Genomic DNA, 17,932 nt, shown 5'->3' with positions numbered 1-17,932 from the left:
GTATCAAAAGACATCCGCCGTCATGTGACAGGCGGATGTGATAACAGGAGATTTACGTTTCTTCAGCAAATATTTTTTCATTGTACAGCACACTCGGATGGGTTGGGTAATGGGCTGAGGATGCAAGATGATGGGTTTTGGCTTGAGCCAAATCACCGAGCTGATAATAACAATAGCAAAGCTGAAGGTGAGGATACCATGTTTTATATTGTGTCAGTGTAAAGGCTGTTTCGATTTCAGGCGCTTTCAGTGCCTGCTCATACCAATAGATCGCCGCTTTGTATTTATTTTGTGCTTTGAAATGATCCCCAATCCTGCAGCAAAATTCTGGACGGGGCTGATCATATAAGAAGGATCGCAATAAGGAGGATAAGGCGGCTTCCTCAAAACCGACTGCATAATAGCAGTCAGCTAAATTTTGGCATGTGCGAATTTCATCCTCAATCCAGCATTGTTTTGTGGCTAAAAATTTGTGATAAAAGCGAATCGCCTTCACATGCTGCTTGTTATCTCGTAATTCATTAGCGAAGTAAAAGAGATCACGAGGCGTCATCTCTTCGCCTTTTGCAAGCATGTTTTCATAAATGCGCAGATTGCGTCCGGGCTCTCCGGCGGTTGTTTTCTTACGCTTTTGATGGGTGACGGCGATATCAGCGGGAAAAATGTTGCCATACACTTGAAGGAATTCATGAACGGCCCCATACCACTGAAAGTTCAAGGCACGCTTGACGAGCCGATTTCTTCTATATTTAAAATTCACCTGACCGTCCTCGCTAAATCCAACGTGGTAAAACATCGAGACGGCATCTACTGCGGGATCTAGCGTCTGTTTGAGCTGAAGCAGTTTTTGCCGGTCCTCTTCAAGTAGGACATCGTCGGCATCCAGCCATAAGATATACTCTTTAGTCGCATGGGAAAAAGCGAAATTGCGTGCTTTTGCAAAATGCTGGATCCATTCAAAGTCGAGTACCTTTGCTGAAAAGGAGTGAGCAATGTCCTTTGTTTGATCCGTTGATCCTGTATCAACAATGATCATCTCATCTACAATGTCTTGAACAGAAGATAGGCAGTCAGCCAAAACCTCCTCTTCATTTTTCACAATCATACATAAACTAATGGTTATCATCTTTAGATCACCTCTTCATAGTGTATCGAGCATCAAAAGGAAACATTCTTTTCAGCAGCGGGTTTTTTTAAAACTAGTTTTCTGCTACTGGCTGATTTAAAATAAAGGAAGAATCTATGTAAGGGCTGATAAAATGAGTTTATTGAATGTAGAAGGATTATATAAAACCTATGGCGAAAAAACGCTGTTTGATCATATCTCTTTTCATATAGAACCAAAGGAACGCATCGGGTTAATTGGACCGAATGGAACAGGGAAGTCAACGCTTTTAAAAGTCATTGCAGGACTTGAATCATTTGAGGAAGGCGACATCACAAAGGCAGGGACACTTGATATCGAATTTCTCGAGCAAGATCCTGAAATGAGCGGGGATGAAACGATTCTCGACTATATTTTTTCAGGAACAGCACCAATGATTCAAACGATGAAAGCCTATGAACAGGCGCTGGCTGATTTAGAGCATGATCCACAAAACGAGGCAAAACAAGAAGCGCTTATGCGTATGCAAAATAAAATGGATCAGGAAGACGCATGGGATGCGAACCTTTCGGCGAAAACGATTTTGACAAAGCTTGGTGTCAAAGATGTGAGCCGTTCTGTTCATGCGTTATCAGGCGGACAGAAAAAGCGTGTGGCGATTGCCAAAAACTTAATCCAGCCTGCGGGTTTGCTGATTTTAGATGAGCCGACAAACCATCTAGACAACGCAACCATTGAATGGCTTGAAGGATATTTGAGTCAATACAGTGGGGCTGTCATTCTTGTCACCCATGATCGTTATTTCTTAAACCGTGTCGCCAATCGGATTTATGAATTAAATCAGGGGCAGCTTTACACATATAAAGGAAATTATGAAGTCTTTTTAGAAAAAAGAGCGGAACGAGAAGCAGAAGCTCAAGTAAAAGAAACGAAACGTCAAAACCTGCTTAGACGTGAGCTAGCATGGTTGAGAAGAGGGGCAAAGGCTCGAACGACAAAGCAAAAAGCACGTATCGGCAGAGTGGAAGAGCTGAAGGATCAAAAGGGACCTGATGCAAAGGGAGACCTTGATTTTGCGATCGGTTCTCACCGGCTTGGAAAACAAGTGATTGAGGCAGAAGAGATCAGCATCACATTTGCTGGACAAACCCTTGTGGATCAGTTCAGCGATTTAGTCGTGCCAGGTGACCGCATCGGATTTATCGGACCGAATGGAGTGGGCAAAACAACTTTACTCAATTGCCTAGCGGGTAAAATAGAACCGACGAACGGACAATTGACCATTGGACAAACAGTCCGCATTGGCTATTACACGCAGGACCATAACGAAATGAATGAAGAGCTGAATATCATTGATTACATCAAAGAAACAGCTGAAATTGTCAAAACGGCAGATGGCGTCATTGTGACAGCAGAGCAGATGTTGGAGCGATTTTTATTCCCTAGATCCATGCAGCGCACGTTTATCCGCAAGCTGTCAGGGGGAGAGCGCCGCAGATTGTATTTATTGAAGGTATTGATGGAAGAGCCGAATGTTCTCTTTTTAGATGAGCCGACGAATGATCTTGATACAGAGACGCTCAGCATTTTAGAGGATTATTTGGAGCAGTTCCCAGGCGTAGTCATCACCGTGTCGCATGATCGTTATTTCTTAGACCGAGTCGTCCATCGTCTGCTTGTGTTTGAAGGGAATGGACGTATTTCACACTTCCAAGGTGCTTACAGCGATTACATGGAGCAAGAAAAAGAACAGAAGCGAACAGAGACAAAACCTGCTGAAAAACAAGTAGAAGCTGCTCCTAAAAAGAGAAAAAAACTATCCTATAAGGACCAGCTTGAATGGGATGGCATTGAAGATCGGATACAAGCACTAGAGGACAAACACCAGCAGCTCGAAGCCAGCATTGCTGAGGCTGGCAGTGATTTTGGGAAAATTCAAGAGCTGATGGACAAGCAAAAAGCCGTCGCTGAAGAACTAGAACAAGCGATGGATCGTTGGACAGAACTGTCGCTGATAATTGAGGAATTAGAAAGTAATGAAAAATAAAGGTTGGCAAAAAAACTGTAGAGACATTCTACAGTTTTTTTTGATAAGAACATTTGGCATAAGCATCGTGCTGGTGAATGGATTCTTCATTTCGGCACTCAATTTGAAAGCCTTTAATCCAGTTTTGTTCATATAGCTCTGCTGCAATTAACCTCGCAACATCCTCTACAAAACGTGGATTTTCATAGGCCTCTTCGGTCACTTGTTTTTCATCTGGTCTTTTGAGTACAGGGTAAAGGGGCGCACTCGCATTAGACTCGATGATCTGCAGTAGATCTGCTTTCATGTCGTCAGGGAGTTGACCTTGTTCAAACAGCTCTACCTGAATCGATACAGTGCCGCGCTGATTATGTGCGCCGTATTCACTGATTTCTTTTGAACAAGGACATAACGTTGTCACTTGAGCAGTGCAGCCAATATGACAAATCCATCCGTTCTCTTCATGAAAATGGATGTCATATTGCACGTCTGCATGCATCAAACCGGACTTTCCGCTGATGGGACTCTTTTTTTCCATGTACCACGGAAAGGAAACTTGAATCGAGGCAGATGGCTGATTCATATGCTTGGCAAGCTGTGCTGTCAATTCTTTTAAGGAATCCACATCAACCGGCTTTCCGCTCTCATAAAATGAGTGAAGCTGCTCGGTGAGACGGCTCATATGAATGCCTTTTTGATGAGCTGGCAAATATGTACTCAGCGTAAAATCAGCGGAAGAGGTTTGGTGCTGTGGAGCCGTTTTAGACAAAATATGTACAGGGTACGACACACGGCAAATTCCGACCTGTTCCAGATCAAAATAAAAGTCCTGTTCGGTTTGTTGGATGTCTATCATGTCCTCTTTTTGACAAGGTTTTGTTCTACCGCTTGGCGGGACAGAACCGAATTGTGCGTGTCGTTCTTTTTTGGATGGAAATGAACGCATATGGTACCTCCTTTAAAACGTAATGATTCCTATTTATTCTGCATCAAACCACAATAGAAATCAAGTGATCAAACATTAACGTTTACGTTAAGGTCACAAAGGTGTATAATAAAACATGAATTGATGAGCAGGAGGCACTGGTGATGGAATGGATGAAAATTGATCAAGTGGCGAAAAGAAGCGGTCTGACGAAACGGACCATTCGTTTCTATGAAGAGATTGGTTTATTATCAGCACCAAAGCGGACAGAGGGCGGTGTCAGACTTTACTCAGAGGATGACATGGAAGAACTGGAGAAAGTGATGCAGGCCAAAGAAGTACTTGGCTTTTCTTTACAAGAGCTTCAATCGTTTATGGAAATAGGAAAACAGTTAGAGCTGAATAAAGAAGGCTACTTGCTGTCACTTGACCCGAAGGAACGATTAGAGAAACTGTTAGATATTGATGCGCAGCTGACTGTGCAGCATCAATTGATTACAAAAAAGCTAGAAACGATTCAATCCTTTAAAAAGGATCTTGAAATGATGAAAGAAAGAGCGGCTCATGCCATTGAGCAATTACAAAAATAAACACCTCAGCGTGTTTATTTCAGCGTGTAGACAAACCCTCGCATTCTTTGTCAGTCCTGCGTGCCGGTGCTCACGAATGACAAATTCGCTCCGCGCCAGTACTCGTCCTTCCTAGACTGCAAAGGTTTTCTATCACGCTGAAAAAGAAGACAAAGAGCTAAAATAAAGTTCATTTTAGCCCTTTGTCAACAAAATAAAATAAACACCTCAGTGTGTTTATTTTATTTTGTTAAACAACTGTAGGAAAGGTTCTGATGGAATGAAGGAAGAAGATGTATTGAAACAGCGTACGAGTCTGCTTAGACAGCCAAAAGCCGTCTGGGCGGTGGCCTTTGCTTGTGTGATTTCATTTATGGGCATAGGGCTTGTAGACCCAATTTTGCCAGCCATTGCATCGCAATTACATGCATCTCCAAGTCAGGTGTCTCTTTTATTTACGAGCTATTTGCTTGTCACCGGCTTTGTGATGTTTTTTACCGGTTTTATTTCTAGTCGTATTGGTGCCAAATGGACGTTATTATTAGGACTCATCTTTATTATTGTCTTTTCTGCTTTAGGCGGTACTTCTTCAACCATTAATGAATTAATTGGTTTTAGAGGCGGATGGGGCATTGGGAATGCCTTATTTATTTCAACGGCATTATCAGTGATTGTCGGTGTGTCTGTTGGAGGAAGTGCGAAAGCCATCATTTTATATGAGGCGGCACTAGGTCTTGGGATTTCTGTTGGGCCGCTCCTTGGCGGTGAGCTTGGAACGATATCTTGGCGCGGGCCATTCTTTGGTGTGGCAGTGTTAATGTTCGTTGCTCTTTTAGCTATTATTTTTATGCTTCCACCTATACAAAAGCCGCAGAAAAAGGTGAAGTTATTTGAAGCTGTTGGAGCCTTGAAATATAAGGGGCTTTTAACGATGGCATCTGCTGCTTTCTTATATAACTTTGGATTCTTTGTTCTTCTAGCTTATTCGCCATTTGTGCTTCATCTTGATGAGCATGGTCTTGGTTATGTCTTTTTTGGATGGGGATTATTTTTGGCTGTGACATCTGTCTTCTCAGCGCCGGTCATTCATCGCAAATTGGGTACATTAACAGCTCTTGTTGTTCTCTTTGCTTCGTTTGCTGTGATTTTATTCGGCATTGGAATATGGACATCACATGTGGTCGTGGTCATTTGCGGTATTGTGATTGCTGGGGGAATTCTAGGCATGATCAATACGGTGCTTACGACGGCTGTGATGGGATCAGCTCCTGTTGAGCGTTCAATTGCATCATCCTCATACAGTGCTGTACGATTTATTGGTGGTGCGATTGCGCCTTGGATTGCGGGAGTTCTCGCTGAAACTTACACAGCAAGCACCCCTTATTATGTAGGGGCGGCAGTTGTTCTCTTAGGAATGGTCATCCTGCTTCTTGGCCGTAAGCATCTGGTGAATATCCCAGCAGGTCATTAATAGAAAAAAGCCTCATATCTTTTGAAAAGATATGAGGCTTTTTTTGTCGTTATAATACTTTGGTTGTCCAGGATTCGCAATTCCAAGTTTCAGTAGCCACATCTTGATAAAATTCAGGTTCGTGGGAAATCAATAGGACGCTGCCTTTATATTCTTTTAACGCGCGCTTTAATTCTTCTTTTGCATCGACATCCAAGTGGTTTGTCGGCTCATCGAGAACAAGCAAATTGGTTTCTTCGTTAATGAGCTTGCAAAGGCGGACCTTCGCTTTTTCACCACCACTTAAAACAGACACACGGCTTTCAATATGTTTTGTCGTTAAACCGCATTTGGCAAGGGCAGCTCTGACTTCATATTGTGTGTACGATGGGAAGGTGCTCCACACCTCTTCGATACAAGTATTGCTGTTTTGCTCTTTTACTTCTTGCTCAAAGTAGCCAATATGCAAGAATTCTCCACGTTCCACCTCACCAGAAATGGGGGAGATTTCTCCAAGCAGGCTTCGGAGCAGTGTCGTTTTTCCGATACCGTTGGCACCGTATAACGCAATTTTCTGCCCGCGTTCCATTTTTAAATTCAATGGACGAGAGAGCGGTTCATCATACCCAATGACTAAATCCTTCGTTTCAAAAATCAATTTCCCTGATGTACGTGCAGGTTTAAAGTGGAATTCTGGTTTTGGTTTTTCCGCTGCTAATTCAATCATGTCCATTTTATCGAGTTTCTTTTGACGAGACATCGCCATATTTCGAGTGCTGACACGTGCTTTATTTCTCGCGACAAAATCCTTTAATTCAGCCACTTCTTGCTGCTGCCTTTTATACGCTGCCTCTAGTTGCTGCTTTTTCACTTCGTACACTTGTTTAAATTGATCATAATCACCAACGTATCGCGTGAGTTCTTGATTTTCGACATGATAAATCAAGTTAATGACACTGTTTAGGAACGGAATATCATGTGAAATGAGGATAAACGCATTTTCATATTCCTGCAAATAGCGCTTCAGCCACTCAATATGCTGTTCATCTAAATAGTTGGTCGGCTCGTCAAGAAGAAGAATTTCAGGCTTCTCTAACAGCAATTTCGCAAGCAGTACTTTTGTACGCTGTCCGCCGCTCAGCTCTGTCACATCACGATCCAGCCCGAGATCTGTTAACCCAAGACCTCTTGCAATTTCCTCTACCTTGGAATCAATGATATAAAAATCATTGTTCGTCAGGGCATCCTGAATGACGCCTACTTCTTCTAAAAGCTTTTCTAGCTCATCAGGATCTGCTTCACCCATTTTTTCGTAAATGTCATTCATTGCGGCTTCCATTGAGAATAAATAATGGAATGCATCTTGAAGGACTTCACGAATGGTTCTTCCTTTTTCAAGCACGGTATGCTGATCGAGGTAGCCGACACGGACATTTTTTGCCCATTCGACCTTTCCTGCATCTGGCTCAAGCTTGCCAGTAATAATATTCATAAACGTTGACTTTCCTTCACCGTTGGCGCCGATCAAGCCGACATGCTCGCCTTTTAATAACCGGAAGGAGACTTCGTGGAAAATGGCTCTGTCGCCAAAGCCATGACTTAAATCTTTAACAGATAATATCATTTTTTACACCTCAAATAGATTCAAAACGGCTAGTGCCTCTCATGATTATATCGAACTGTCCGGCTCGATAAAAGCATCAAAAGAAAAATTGCGTTTCAAAGCTGATTTTGAGATACTAAAGGATAGATTGAATGAGGATAAAGGAGATCAACATGACGGAAAATTGGGCATTTTTGAAAGAAGCAAAGCCATTTATTCAAAAGAACTTTGAAGCGGCTGGCTTTGAGAAGCCAACAGCGATACAAGAACAAACAGCAGAGTGGATTACGGAAAAACGCGATGTGATCGCAGAATCACCGACTGGAACAGGGAAGACCCTTGCGTATGTTCTGCCGCTTTTAAATAAAATTGATGTGAGTATCAAACACCCGCAAGTCTTAATTTTGGCACCTTCAAGAGAGCTTGTGATGCAAATTTTTGATGTCGTGCAAGAGTTCAAACAAGGTTCAGACATCAAAGCTATTTCCTTAATAGGCGGGGCAAATATCAAGAAGCAGCAGGAAAAGCTAAAAAAACACCCGAATATCGTGGTGGCGACACCGGGTCGCGTACAAGAGTTAATCAAAATCAAGAAACTGAAAATGCACGAAGTCAAAACGATTGTATTAGACGAAGCAGATCAGCTTCTTGTGCCAGAGCATATGAAAACGATCCAAGGGATCATTAAGTCCACATTAAAAGAAAGACAAATCCTTTGTTTTTCTGCAACATTGAAAGAAGAAACCGTTCAGCTGATCAAAGAAATGACATCTGAACCAGAAGTATTGAAAATTGCTAGAAGCGAGGAAGAAGCGCAGAAAGTGGGTCACTATTATCTGTTATGTGATCAGCGTGACAAAGTGAAACTGCTGCAAAAGCTATCACGGCTTGAGGACATGCAGGCGCTCGTTTTTGTACGTGACATTACGAACTTAAGCATTTATGCAGAGAAATTAGCGTACCACCATGTCGACCTTGGTGTGCTTCACAGTGAAGCGAAGAAAGCAGAGCGTGCTGTCATCTTAAAGGCTTTTGAACAGCGTGAATTTCCGCTCCTCCTTGCAACAGATATAGCGGCTAGAGGCATTGATATCGACGACTTACCGTACGTCATTCATGCAGATCTGCCAAATGAAGAAGGCTACATTCACCGTTCAGGCAGAACCGGCCGTGCCGGCAAAGAAGGAGCTGTCATTAGCCTTGTGACCCATCAAGAGCATACGATGCTCAAAAAAATGGCGAAAAAGTTGAATCTTACGCTCGAAGAAATCGTGTATAAGCAAGGCCAGCTGCACCTTGCGCCCAAGCAGGCATAAGAAAAGGACCCTCCATAATTGGCAGGGTCCTTTTTTGTTATGAAATTTTGACAAGTTGTTTTCCGACATTTTCCCCTTTGAATAGTCCAAGGAATGCATCTGGAATATGGTCAAAACCTTCGATAATGGTTTCTTTGTAAGTCAGTTTGTCTTCTTTTACCCATTGTGCGAGATCTTTTGCCGCCTCTTCAAAACGATCAGAGTAGTTGGCAACAATGAAGCCCTGCATCAATGCACTTGTTTTAATGAGTTTTGTTTGCACACGAGGGCCAATGTCTTCGCTTGCACTAATGTTATAAGAAGAAATGGCGCCGCAGACTGGAATACGTGCAAAACGGTTCAAATGATTCATTACAGCATCAGAGATGTCGCCGCCCACATTGTCAAAATACACATCGACACCGTTTGGACAGGCTTTTGCAATGGCGTCATCTAAATCATTTGTTGTTTTATAATTAATGGTTTCATCAAAGCCCAGTTCTTTTAAATAAGCCAGCTTATCATCAGATCCGGCAATTCCTACGACGTGGGCACCTTTGATTTTAGCGATCTGTCCGACAACAGAACCAACGGCACCAGCAGCTCCAGAAATGACAACCGTTTCGCCTTCTTTTGGCTGACCAATCGCAAGAAGTCCAAAATAGGCGGTTTGTCCTGGCATGCCCAAAATCCCTAAGTAATAAGATAACGGCGCAATGGATGGATCAATTTTTGTCAGAGACTCTGCTTTGGCAGTAGAATATTCCTGCCAGCCAAGGAATCCAAGTACAAAATCACCTTTCTCAAATTGAGGAGATTTGGACTCGACGACTTCTCCGACCACACCACCCTGGATCACTTCATTGAGTTTAAACGGAGGTGTATAGGATTTTGTATCTTGCATTCGTCCTCTCATGTAAGGATCTACAGACACATATTTCGTTTGAATCAAGACTTCGCCATCTTGCGGCGTTGGTATATCAACTGTTTCAAAATGAAAAACATCTTTAGTAGGTAACCCTTTTGGACGTTTTGCTAATTGAATTTGTTTTTGTTGACTCATGTCAAATCCTCCCTTTCACTTGCAACCTAGATTTACATTAACATGATGCTTCTTTTCGTTCAAAACATACGGTCTTTTCCAAGCACATACAAAAAAGCAGCCACCATCTAAAAGAAGGGGACTACTTTTTTTGAAGAGAGACAGAAAGGAGCGGCGGGAGACAACCAAACAGTTGATACTCATCCGCATCACGCTCTTTTAACAAATATTCATTTGCATTTTGCATGGAGGCTTTCATCATATCGTGCGTCACAAAAGGAAAAAGGATATTTAAATATGAGGACAACAGGTCTTGTGGATCTTGTTCGATTGACTCGATATCTCCAATGTTGATAATAATAGAAAAGAGATAATCGATGCAGATGTGAAAGTGCTGTTCAGCAAACAAAGTAAGCGGCTTTGCTTTTGATTCTTCAGGATTCCATTTTTGAAAAAGCTGTTTCACCAAATCACTGACAACCCATGCATTAAACTGCTGCTCAGCTGAAAAATAATACATCAGCTCCACCCCATTTCTAGCCTCCAGTATAAGAATTGTACAACAAATGACAAGGAATGAATACGATTTTTCAGAAAATTTAGTCATTTTTACAGTCTTTTTGTCAAAAATAAGTCCATAGACGCATTAAGTTCACAGAGTAAAAATGGATGTGCTGGAGGAAGGTTTAATGACAAAAGTGACGGGTAAAAGATTCGTAAGACGTTAAAGGAGGAATAATAAATGAAACCTGTTGTAAGAGAGTATTCAAATGATGAAACACTTCAAAGAGATGTGGAGCAATTAAAACAACTCGGTGTTGCAAGAGAGGACATTTATGTTCTGTCCCATGACGATGATCGAACTGAGCGTATTGCAAGCAATGCAGATGCCAATACGATAGGTCCAAAAGAAGTTGGACTCAAGCATGCGGTTGGAAACATCTTTAGCAAAAAGGGAGATGAACTCCGCAATAAGATTCACGAAATTGGTTTCTCAAAAGAAGAAGCTGAGACATTTGAAGAACATTTAGACGAAGGAAAAGTTCTTCTCTTTGTGACTGACCATGAAAAAGTGAAAAATTGGGCATAAACGCCATCGTAAAAAGCCTCTTACTTTTGTAAGGGGCTTTTTTTCATGCTGCGATAATTAAAATCTACCATCTGTCTTTTTCACTATAATAAGACAGGTTAAAAAATTGGGGTAAACAGTAAAATGTCTAATTGAAAATATAGAAATATCAAAGGATACCATCAAAAAAAAGAAAAAAGTAGTGAAAATATCACAAAAAACCATTCGGGAAATAATTATGATATCTTTATTTTTATCTCAAAATGAAATAAAAATCTTGTGTAATTTAGTAGATAAATTTCTTAGTTCTATTGGTTTAAGTTGTATTTTTGTGTAGAAATAAGTGTTTTAAGGTCAAAAAACCACGAAATATACCTGTATTTTCAATTAGAAAATCATTCTAATGTTTAGGAAATAATTTGTTGACAAAATAATCTAAAAACAATATATTTGGCTTAATCAAGTCATTATGGAATTAGTTGTTAAATTTTTGGTAGGTGGATTTCAGGATCAATTCTGTAAATGATGATGCATTAAGACCTAAGGAAGAGCACTTCTGGGGCAAAGCGATACTGAAGAAATATCTATTAGACAAAAAGAAATGGATGATAGATAGCTTAGAATGGTAGATTCGTTTTTCTACTATGCCTATTTCTCAATGATATGATTCAGGGTATTCAGAGGATCATCATAAAGAAAACGCTTTCTAAACGCTGTTAAGGAGGTGAACCCATATGAAGAAAATGTACAACAAACTAAGGCGCTGTAACAGTTGAATGGCTGGGGTTGTATGTGAAGATGAGTGCTGAAAAAGAAGAGTGACATGTGGGATGCTTCTCTCCTTTTTCAGAAAATAGATTTCCTAAAAAATCCATCTTTCATTTTATCATAAGGCTTTTTGCTTGAAAACCACCTTTGTTAGGAAAGGTGATTGTGAATTGAAGGAGGTCACGTGATGAAAAAGGCTTTGTATCATGAAGACAGCGGGTTGTATTTAGAGAAAATGCGCATGGCTTTTCAAGAACACTATGAGCAAAGAACAGATATGTGGTCTACTGATCCATCATTAACAGACGCTGCTGTGATGTCTCTGAAGGCATGGCGTTCCAGGGAAAAGGATGCACTTGCTTCTGTGCTGGATATCGGCTGCGGGAACGGCAGGGCTCTTGAACATTTACAAGGACTGTCGGCATATACCGGCATTGATCTTTATGAACATGAGGAATGGCAAGGATTAAAGAAAAGAAAAGAGGTTCCTGTCCATTTTTATCATCAAGATTTTATGTCCTGGTCAATGGATCAAGGGCGCGAGCTGACGTTTGATCTGATTTTAGATCATGGCTGCTTTCACCATCAGCATCCTGATGACCACGAACGATACTTAAAGCAGATTTCCTCGCTGCTTCATGAAGGTGGTGTCTTTTCCCTTGTTGTATGGGGAGAAGAGTGGAAAACAGGCTTAATCGGAGAAGATGGACGCTTCCATTTTTCATTCTCAGATACTCAGCTTGGAGAAAAGATTTGTACATCAGGACTTGAGCTCGTTTCGATTACACCATTACAAGCGAAGGCTGGGATCAGCCAGCATCATGTCATTGCTGTCAAAATCTAGTGCAAAGGAGGATAAACGCGATGTTTGATGTGATGGTTCTTGGTGCATACCTAGGCGAGTGCTTCAATCAATGTAGCTGAATTGAAGTACGGACTATTCATCCAATCAAAGGGCACAACCGGATGACGTGCATTTGAAGGACCAGAGCTTCTAGTAAAGGAGAAAGCAGCTCGAAGCTAGCAGAGATATTCTTTTAGAGAAAGAGCATGTCAGTTTCCATTCAAGAATCATCCAATGGTGTTGCTCTCTTACAGAGAATACAGCGTATGAAGCTCGATTTCTGCTCCTTTGTACTGGACAAGTGACAGTCTAAAAAGAGTCTTTATGAAAGGTACTGATGGATGATTGGCATCGCACATCTATTCAGCCAGTATGACAGGAAATTTCTCCTGAGCCATGATTCTAGCTGGAACCGGTGCTCAGGGTGCAAAGGGAGTGCATACACATATTCATCACGCCATCACTGCGCTGAGAGAGTTCAATGGGGTGCAGTGATGAATAGGGGGAGACAAATGAACAAGTTTGTAGCTGAACTACAATCAATGATTCATCATTTTACATTTCAAGAAAAACACTATTTGCTCGTGGGGCCAGTGAACCTGCCGATCTCTATTGAACATGAAGAAGTGCAGTTTACATGGTATGCTTTTGCGTCTGTAGAAGCTGATACAAAGCCAACGGTTGAGTCTATTGTACAAATGAGTACCGAGCAGCAAACATTTTCCTCTTGTCTCCTTTTTGGCGACTTTGAAAATGAAGTGCCGCCGCTTGTGCGAATTCATAGTGTCTGCCAAACAGGGGATGTGTTTGGGTCACTGAAATGTGATTGCGGTCCACAGCTTGCATCATCGCTAAAAAAAATCACCGATTACGGAAAAGGCATGCTTGTGTATATGGCCAATCAAGAAGGGCGCTCTATTGGGCTAATGGCCAAAGCCTTCACGTATAAATTACAGGAAATGAAACTGGATACATTTGAGGCGAACAGGTTGATCGGCTGCGGAGATGATGATCGGCATTACGAGGAAGCGGCGGCTGTCTTGCACTATTTAAACAAAGGGAAACCATTGCATCTTTTAACCAATAATCCAGATAAAGTCGATTCCATTGCTGCTTACGGTCTTCCGGTTTTACGGTTTGATCATACGGTAGAAGCCTCTCTCTATAATGAAGCATATTTAAAGGCAAAAGCAGCATCAGGGCATATGGTCGATGAGAAGAAATTAATTAATCAGTAGATGAGTTTATTTAAAGAAGGCGGGAGAAAAGCGTGAAACCTGATATCAATTGGATTCAAATCCCAAGCGGCTATGCGACGATTGGAAGTAATGAAGAAGATATGAAAAAGGCATCAGAATTTTGGAAGGACAAACTTCTCAATCCAGCCTATGGCCGTGAGAAAAAATTTCAAAAATGGCTGTACAAAGAATTTCCATCTTATCAGCCGTATATGAGCGAATTTTTCATCTCAGATACGGTCGTCACCAATGAATGGTATCAAAGCTATTGCGACGAGACAGGAAAGCCTTATCCAGAGAGCTTGACGAACCTAGAACTTGGCGGGGGGAAAGACCATCCAGCTTGGGGCATGGACATCGAGGAAGCTTTCTCATTTTGTCAGTGGCTGAGCGGGAAGCTTGGATACGAGGTATCGATCCCTACTGAGGAAGAATGGGAATATGCTGCCCGGGGCAATACGAGACATCAATATCCTTGGGGAGATGAGTTTAACCCCTCTTACTGTAATACACACGAATCAAATATTGAAAAAACGACACCTGTCCGTCATTACGAAAAAGGAAGATCTCTATTTGGACTATATGATATGGGTGGCAATGTCGAAGAATGGGTCAACACCAAGTATCACATATATGAAGGCGGAATTGAGGTTGTAGATGATTTAACCGAGACACTCGGCAGTGATTACTACATTTTAAAAGGTGGCTCCTTCGCAAGAGGCGGAGATTTATGCAGAGTCGCAAGAAGACACGGGAAACACCCAGACCCTGTTTTTCGATTTACTGGTTTTCGTGTAGTTACTCGTCAAAAACAACATATAAAGGTGGGAGTGTAAAACCATGCATAGAGGACCGATTACATCCGTTTTATCAACTCAGCATGACCAAATTGTCTACACAGGTGGCTATGACCGCTGTATTTATAAATGGGACCGTGCCACGGGAGAAGGAACATTCATTGGCAGTCACGAGCATATCATCAACTCTTTATCCCTTTCGGAAAATGGAACGTATTTAGCGAGTGCATCGTCAGACTATACCATTCAATTATATGATACTGGCACACATACAAGAATTCGTACGCTATATGGTCATGCGGATGATGTGGAAGCTGTCGCATTTGCAAAGCAGGATACGCTTCTTGTATCAGTGTCCAGAGACAGAAGATGCTTAGTTTGGGATATTGAAACGGGAGCCATTTTAAGAGAATTTCATGGACATAGCAAGGATGTATTAGCTGTATGGATTCATGAGGATAAAGCTTATACAACTGGTGACGATGGCTATGTCCTTGTATGGCTCTATGAAACAGGAGAAATTGTAGGTGAAATTGGCCCGTTTGATTATGAGCTGGATACCATCAGCGGCAGCAATCAAAAAGAAGTATTCGCCCTTGGCAGAGATGATGGCACAGTTATCATTTATGATGCCGCTACATTACAGGAGAAAAAAAACATTAAAGCTCATTTACAAGGTGTGAAACGTGTGAATTTTTCACCGAGCGGTAACTACTTGCTTACAGCGGGTTATGACCATCTAATTAAGCTGTGGAATTATGAAACCGGTGATTTAATTGATACGTTGCTGCCTCATAAATATCAATGGGAGCGCTCGCTTGTTTGGACAGAAGACGAGCAAGCCATTTTAGGAGCCAGCTTTGGGAAAACGTATTGTGAATGGTCCATTCAAGAAGGAAAAGTGATCTCTGATGAGCAGGAATTGGCGACACCTTCTATTAATGATATTGCGTTGACTGAAGCGGGTGATATTATCACTGCATCAGATGACGGAAAATTCAGAAAGAATGGAATCGAAATCGCAAAATCAACAGGTGTTCTCACAAATGGAGTGGCTGTTGCACGGGATGGAAGCTATTATGCATGGGGCGATCATGCGAGTCAGGTGCATATTGTACACGAGTCATTGCAGCAAATGGTCTCTTTTGATCTCAACACAGGTCCTGTCAATAGTGTGTATTTCCATGAGGAGGATCGTCAATTTTATATTGGCACTTATGGCGGTTATGTGCATGTCATTTCGACAGAACACTTAAAGGAAATCGGCCGTTCTAAAGCACATGATTGCGCAGTCAAAGCATTAAAGGTAGAAGGAGATCATATCATCACAGCGGCAGTTGAAGGAACCATCTGTCTTCTCGATAAAAAGAGTTTGTCCTTAACAGCAGAATATATCGGGGCGACAGAGCTGTTAAATGATGTATTTATTGATAGCAAAAGAGATCGTATTGCCATTGTCAGCCGGGATAAAAACGTCCGATTGTTTGATTTGCATACAGGCAGAATTTTAAATCAGCACAACGAGCATCAATATTCCATTAAATCCATCACTGTGACAGACTCTGGCTATATTGTGAGCGGAGACTATTGGGGGTATATTGTGGTCTGGAATCCAGAGCTAGATGTCAATACAGGTCCGATTCGAATTGCTAAGAATGGTATTAGTGCCATTAGACAACTAGGAAATGATGTGTATGCAAGCTCATATGACGGTGGTATTTATCATATTCGAGAAGATGGCACACATACGGAAGTACTGCGCTTATTTGAACAATTTCCGAAAGAAGTAATCTCTCATTAAGAAAAAGAATGTAAGCGGGGGATTCTCATGATAAGTGTTTGCAAGGAACATATGAAAAAAGGTCTGACTGTACTCAATTGTCCGCATGTGCTCCTCATTAATAAATATGAATGTCGCAAATGCTGTTTTTGTAAACAACGAGCATCATATAAACTGTTTTATTCCTTGCCTTACTATGATCGATCTGAAAAGAAACGGCTTGAGAAAGTATAGCACATGAGAATAGAACTCCTTCATTTTCTGAAGGAGTTCTTTCCCTTGAGAGAAGAAAGGAGCCCGAGATGAAAGATGATGTTTTTTATATGAAGCTGGCGATTGCCAACGCGAAGGCGATGAAAGGACAAACCTCACCCAATCCGCTTGTTGGTGCAGTGATTGTTCAGAGCGGTGAGATCGTTGGGATTGGTGCGCACATGAAGGCTGGCGAGCCTCATGCTGAAATTCATGCGCTACAAATGGCAGGAGAAAAGGCGAAGGGAGCTGACATGTATGTGACACTCGAACCTTGTACACATCACGGAAAAACAGGCCCTTGCACCGAAGCGATCATCAAAAGTGGAGTGAAGAAAGTGCTGATTGCCACCCAAGATCCGAATCCGGTTGTTGCAGGTAAAGGAATTGCCTTTTTGAAAAAGGCTGGAATTGAAGTGGAGCAAGGGATATGTAAACAGGAAGCAGATCGTTTAAATGCTCCTTTTTTTCATTTGATGCAAACAAACCTTCCTTATGTCATTTTAAAATCAGCTATTTCGATAGATGGGAAAATTGCCACGGCTGAGCAAGAAAGCAAATGGATCACTGGAATAGAAGCGAGAACAGAAGTGCAGCGCTTACGTCAAGAAGCAGATGCGGTGCTGACAGGAGTGGAAACGATTATTCAAGATGATGCCGGCTTAATTGTAAAGGATTCATTCAACCATCAGCCCATTCGTGTCATCTTAGATTCAACATTAAGGATACCGCTTCATGCCAAATGCTTAACAGATCATAGGGCAGAAACCATAATTTGTACATCACAAGATTATGATCATCAAAAGTATCAACAGTTGATACAAAAAGGTCATCAAGTATTTGTCACAAGCGGAGAACACCGGACAGATCTTCAGGCTGTGTTACACATGTTGAAGAAGCGCTCTGTGATGTCAGTGCTTGTAGAGGCAGGGGGCAGTGTGAGTGCGTCATTTTTAGAAGCATCACTTGTGAACGAAGCTGTTATCTATATGGCACCTTTATTAATCGGAGGGAAAGATGCACCTACTTTTTTTGAAGGAGAAGGTGTGAAAAAACTAAAAAAGGCGATCCGTCCAGCGGATATTGAATATAGTATGGTAGGAAAAGATTTAAAAATGACGATGACATTTTAACGATGGAGAGAGGTCCTTGCACGTAGAGTGCAAGGC

General features: G+C 41.7%; 15 protein-coding genes. 10 read left to right on the top strand and 5 right to left on the bottom strand.

From position 1 onward, the window contains the following. Positions 1 to 52: 52 nt before the first annotated feature. Positions 53 to 1,126 (bottom strand): glycosyltransferase family 2 protein, encoded by a 1,074-nt coding sequence (locus LCD34_RS15760; RefSeq protein ID WP_224559727.1) that lies wholly within the window; start codon positions 1,124 to 1,126, stop codon positions 53 to 55. Positions 1,127 to 1,259: 133 nt separating this feature from the next. Between LCD34_RS15760 and LCD34_RS15755 the strand changes: the two genes are divergently transcribed. Beyond that, positions 1,260 to 3,152, top strand: coding sequence for an ABC-F family ATP-binding cassette domain-containing protein (locus tag LCD34_RS15755; RefSeq protein WP_224559726.1), 1,893 nt, complete (start codon positions 1,260 to 1,262; stop codon positions 3,150 to 3,152). Positions 3,153 to 3,180: 28 nt separating this feature from the next. Here LCD34_RS15755 and folE2 read toward each other — a convergent pair whose 3' ends face one another. Further along, complete coding sequence (gene folE2 / locus LCD34_RS15750) at positions 3,181 to 4,077, bottom strand: GTP cyclohydrolase FolE2 (RefSeq protein WP_224559725.1); 897 nt, start codon at positions 4,075 to 4,077, stop codon at positions 3,181 to 3,183. 143 nt (positions 4,078 to 4,220) lie between these two features. Here folE2 and LCD34_RS15745 point away from each other — a divergent pair, with 143 nt between their 5' ends. Both LCD34_RS15745 and LCD34_RS15740 read left to right on the top strand, forming a co-directional pair. Continuing rightward, a complete protein-coding gene (locus LCD34_RS15745) occupies positions 4,221 to 4,646 on the top strand; it encodes a MerR family transcriptional regulator (RefSeq protein ID WP_017366797.1) in 426 nt (141 codons plus the stop codon). 259 nt (positions 4,647 to 4,905) lie between these two features. After that, the gene (locus LCD34_RS15740; protein ID WP_224559724.1) at positions 4,906 to 6,096 is read left to right on the top strand and encodes an MFS transporter; all 1,191 of its coding nucleotides are present in this window, start codon (positions 4,906 to 4,908) and stop codon (positions 6,094 to 6,096) included. Positions 6,097 to 6,145: 49 nt separating this feature from the next. On the opposite strand, the gene LCD34_RS15735 is transcribed toward LCD34_RS15740, so the two are convergent. After that, the gene (locus tag LCD34_RS15735; protein WP_008343192.1) at positions 6,146 to 7,699 is read right to left on the bottom strand and encodes an ABC-F family ATP-binding cassette domain-containing protein; all 1,554 of its coding nucleotides are present in this window, start codon (positions 7,697 to 7,699) and stop codon (positions 6,146 to 6,148) included. A 152-nt stretch (positions 7,700 to 7,851) separates the two neighbouring features. Between LCD34_RS15735 and LCD34_RS15730 the strand changes: the two genes are divergently transcribed. Then, entirely contained in the window at positions 7,852 to 8,994 is a 1,143-nt protein-coding gene (locus tag LCD34_RS15730; RefSeq protein ID WP_224559723.1) for a DEAD/DEAH box helicase, read from the top strand. A gap of 37 nt (positions 8,995 to 9,031) precedes the next feature. Here the strand turns inward: LCD34_RS15730 and LCD34_RS15725 are convergent, their stop codons facing one another. Together LCD34_RS15725 and LCD34_RS15720 are read right to left on the bottom strand one after the other, a co-directional pair. Further along, the gene (locus tag LCD34_RS15725; RefSeq protein WP_008343189.1) at positions 9,032 to 10,036 is read right to left on the bottom strand and encodes an NADP-dependent oxidoreductase; all 1,005 of its coding nucleotides are present in this window, start codon (positions 10,034 to 10,036) and stop codon (positions 9,032 to 9,034) included. Positions 10,037 to 10,157: 121 nt separating this feature from the next. Beyond that, entirely contained in the window at positions 10,158 to 10,535 is a 378-nt protein-coding gene (locus LCD34_RS15720) for a YfmB family protein (protein ID WP_017366799.1), read from the bottom strand. A 222-nt stretch (positions 10,536 to 10,757) separates the two neighbouring features. Between LCD34_RS15720 and LCD34_RS15715 the strand changes: the two genes are divergently transcribed. From LCD34_RS15715 to ribD, 6 genes are all read left to right on the top strand, one after another. Further along, positions 10,758 to 11,105, top strand: coding sequence for a general stress protein (locus LCD34_RS15715; RefSeq protein ID WP_007496775.1), 348 nt, complete (start codon positions 10,758 to 10,760; stop codon positions 11,103 to 11,105). A 934-nt stretch (positions 11,106 to 12,039) separates the two neighbouring features. After that, entirely contained in the window at positions 12,040 to 12,696 is a 657-nt protein-coding gene (locus tag LCD34_RS15710) for a class I SAM-dependent methyltransferase (protein ID WP_007496773.1), read from the top strand. A gap of 512 nt (positions 12,697 to 13,208) precedes the next feature. Then, positions 13,209 to 13,934, top strand: coding sequence for a GTP cyclohydrolase II (locus LCD34_RS15705; RefSeq protein ID WP_224559722.1), 726 nt, complete (start codon positions 13,209 to 13,211; stop codon positions 13,932 to 13,934). A gap of 32 nt (positions 13,935 to 13,966) precedes the next feature. Then, on the top strand, positions 13,967 to 14,770 hold the full coding sequence (locus LCD34_RS15700) for a formylglycine-generating enzyme family protein (protein ID WP_017360403.1): 804 nt from the start codon (positions 13,967 to 13,969) through the stop codon (positions 14,768 to 14,770). Between the two features lie 4 nt (positions 14,771 to 14,774). Then, positions 14,775 to 16,532, top strand: a complete 1,758-nt coding sequence (locus tag LCD34_RS15695) for a WD40 repeat domain-containing protein (protein ID WP_048002284.1) — start codon at positions 14,775 to 14,777, stop codon at positions 16,530 to 16,532. Between the two features lie 281 nt (positions 16,533 to 16,813). Next, positions 16,814 to 17,896: a bifunctional diaminohydroxyphosphoribosylaminopyrimidine deaminase/5-amino-6-(5-phosphoribosylamino)uracil reductase RibD gene (gene ribD, locus LCD34_RS15690; RefSeq protein ID WP_046527040.1), complete on the top strand. Its 1,083-nt coding sequence runs from the start codon at positions 16,814 to 16,816 to the stop codon at positions 17,894 to 17,896. Positions 17,897 to 17,932 lie beyond the last annotated feature (36 nt).

Origin of the sequence: Bacillus sp. RAR_M1_44 (genome assembly GCF_020165935.1) — a bacterium.
Taxonomy (GTDB): Bacteria; Bacillota; Bacilli; order Bacillales; family Bacillaceae; genus Bacillus; species Bacillus altitudinis.
This window is presented reverse-complemented; position numbering and strand designations above follow the sequence as displayed.

What these genes read in the sequence shown, in the direction of transcription:
- ribD (WP_046527040.1), top strand. Translation starts at nt 16,814, where the DNA reads ATGAAAGATGATGTTTTTTATATGAAGCTGGCGATTGCCAACGCGAAG.
- LCD34_RS15710 (WP_007496773.1), top strand. Translation starts at nt 12,040, where the DNA reads ATGAAAAAGGCTTTGTATCATGAAGACAGCGGGTTGTATTTAGAGAAA.
- LCD34_RS15695 (WP_048002284.1), top strand. Translation starts at nt 14,775, where the DNA reads ATGCATAGAGGACCGATTACATCCGTTTTATCAACTCAGCATGACCAA.
- LCD34_RS15735 (WP_008343192.1), bottom strand. Translation starts at nt 7,699, where the DNA reads ATGATATTATCTGTTAAAGATTTAAGTCATGGCTTTGGCGACAGAGCC.
- LCD34_RS15760 (WP_224559727.1), bottom strand. Translation starts at nt 1,126, where the DNA reads ATGATAACCATTAGTTTATGTATGATTGTGAAAAATGAAGAGGAGGTT.
- LCD34_RS15740 (WP_224559724.1), top strand. Translation starts at nt 4,906, where the DNA reads ATGAAGGAAGAAGATGTATTGAAACAGCGTACGAGTCTGCTTAGACAG.
- LCD34_RS15715 (WP_007496775.1), top strand. Translation starts at nt 10,758, where the DNA reads ATGAAACCTGTTGTAAGAGAGTATTCAAATGATGAAACACTTCAAAGA.
- folE2 (WP_224559725.1), bottom strand. Translation starts at nt 4,077, where the DNA reads ATGCGTTCATTTCCATCCAAAAAAGAACGACACGCACAATTCGGTTCT.
- LCD34_RS15755 (WP_224559726.1), top strand. Translation starts at nt 1,260, where the DNA reads ATGAGTTTATTGAATGTAGAAGGATTATATAAAACCTATGGCGAAAAA.
- LCD34_RS15720 (WP_017366799.1), bottom strand. Translation starts at nt 10,535, where the DNA reads ATGTATTATTTTTCAGCTGAGCAGCAGTTTAATGCATGGGTTGTCAGT.
- LCD34_RS15745 (WP_017366797.1), top strand. Translation starts at nt 4,221, where the DNA reads ATGGAATGGATGAAAATTGATCAAGTGGCGAAAAGAAGCGGTCTGACG.
- LCD34_RS15730 (WP_224559723.1), top strand. Translation starts at nt 7,852, where the DNA reads ATGACGGAAAATTGGGCATTTTTGAAAGAAGCAAAGCCATTTATTCAA.
- LCD34_RS15705 (WP_224559722.1), top strand. Translation starts at nt 13,209, where the DNA reads ATGAACAAGTTTGTAGCTGAACTACAATCAATGATTCATCATTTTACA.
- LCD34_RS15725 (WP_008343189.1), bottom strand. Translation starts at nt 10,036, where the DNA reads ATGAGTCAACAAAAACAAATTCAATTAGCAAAACGTCCAAAAGGGTTA.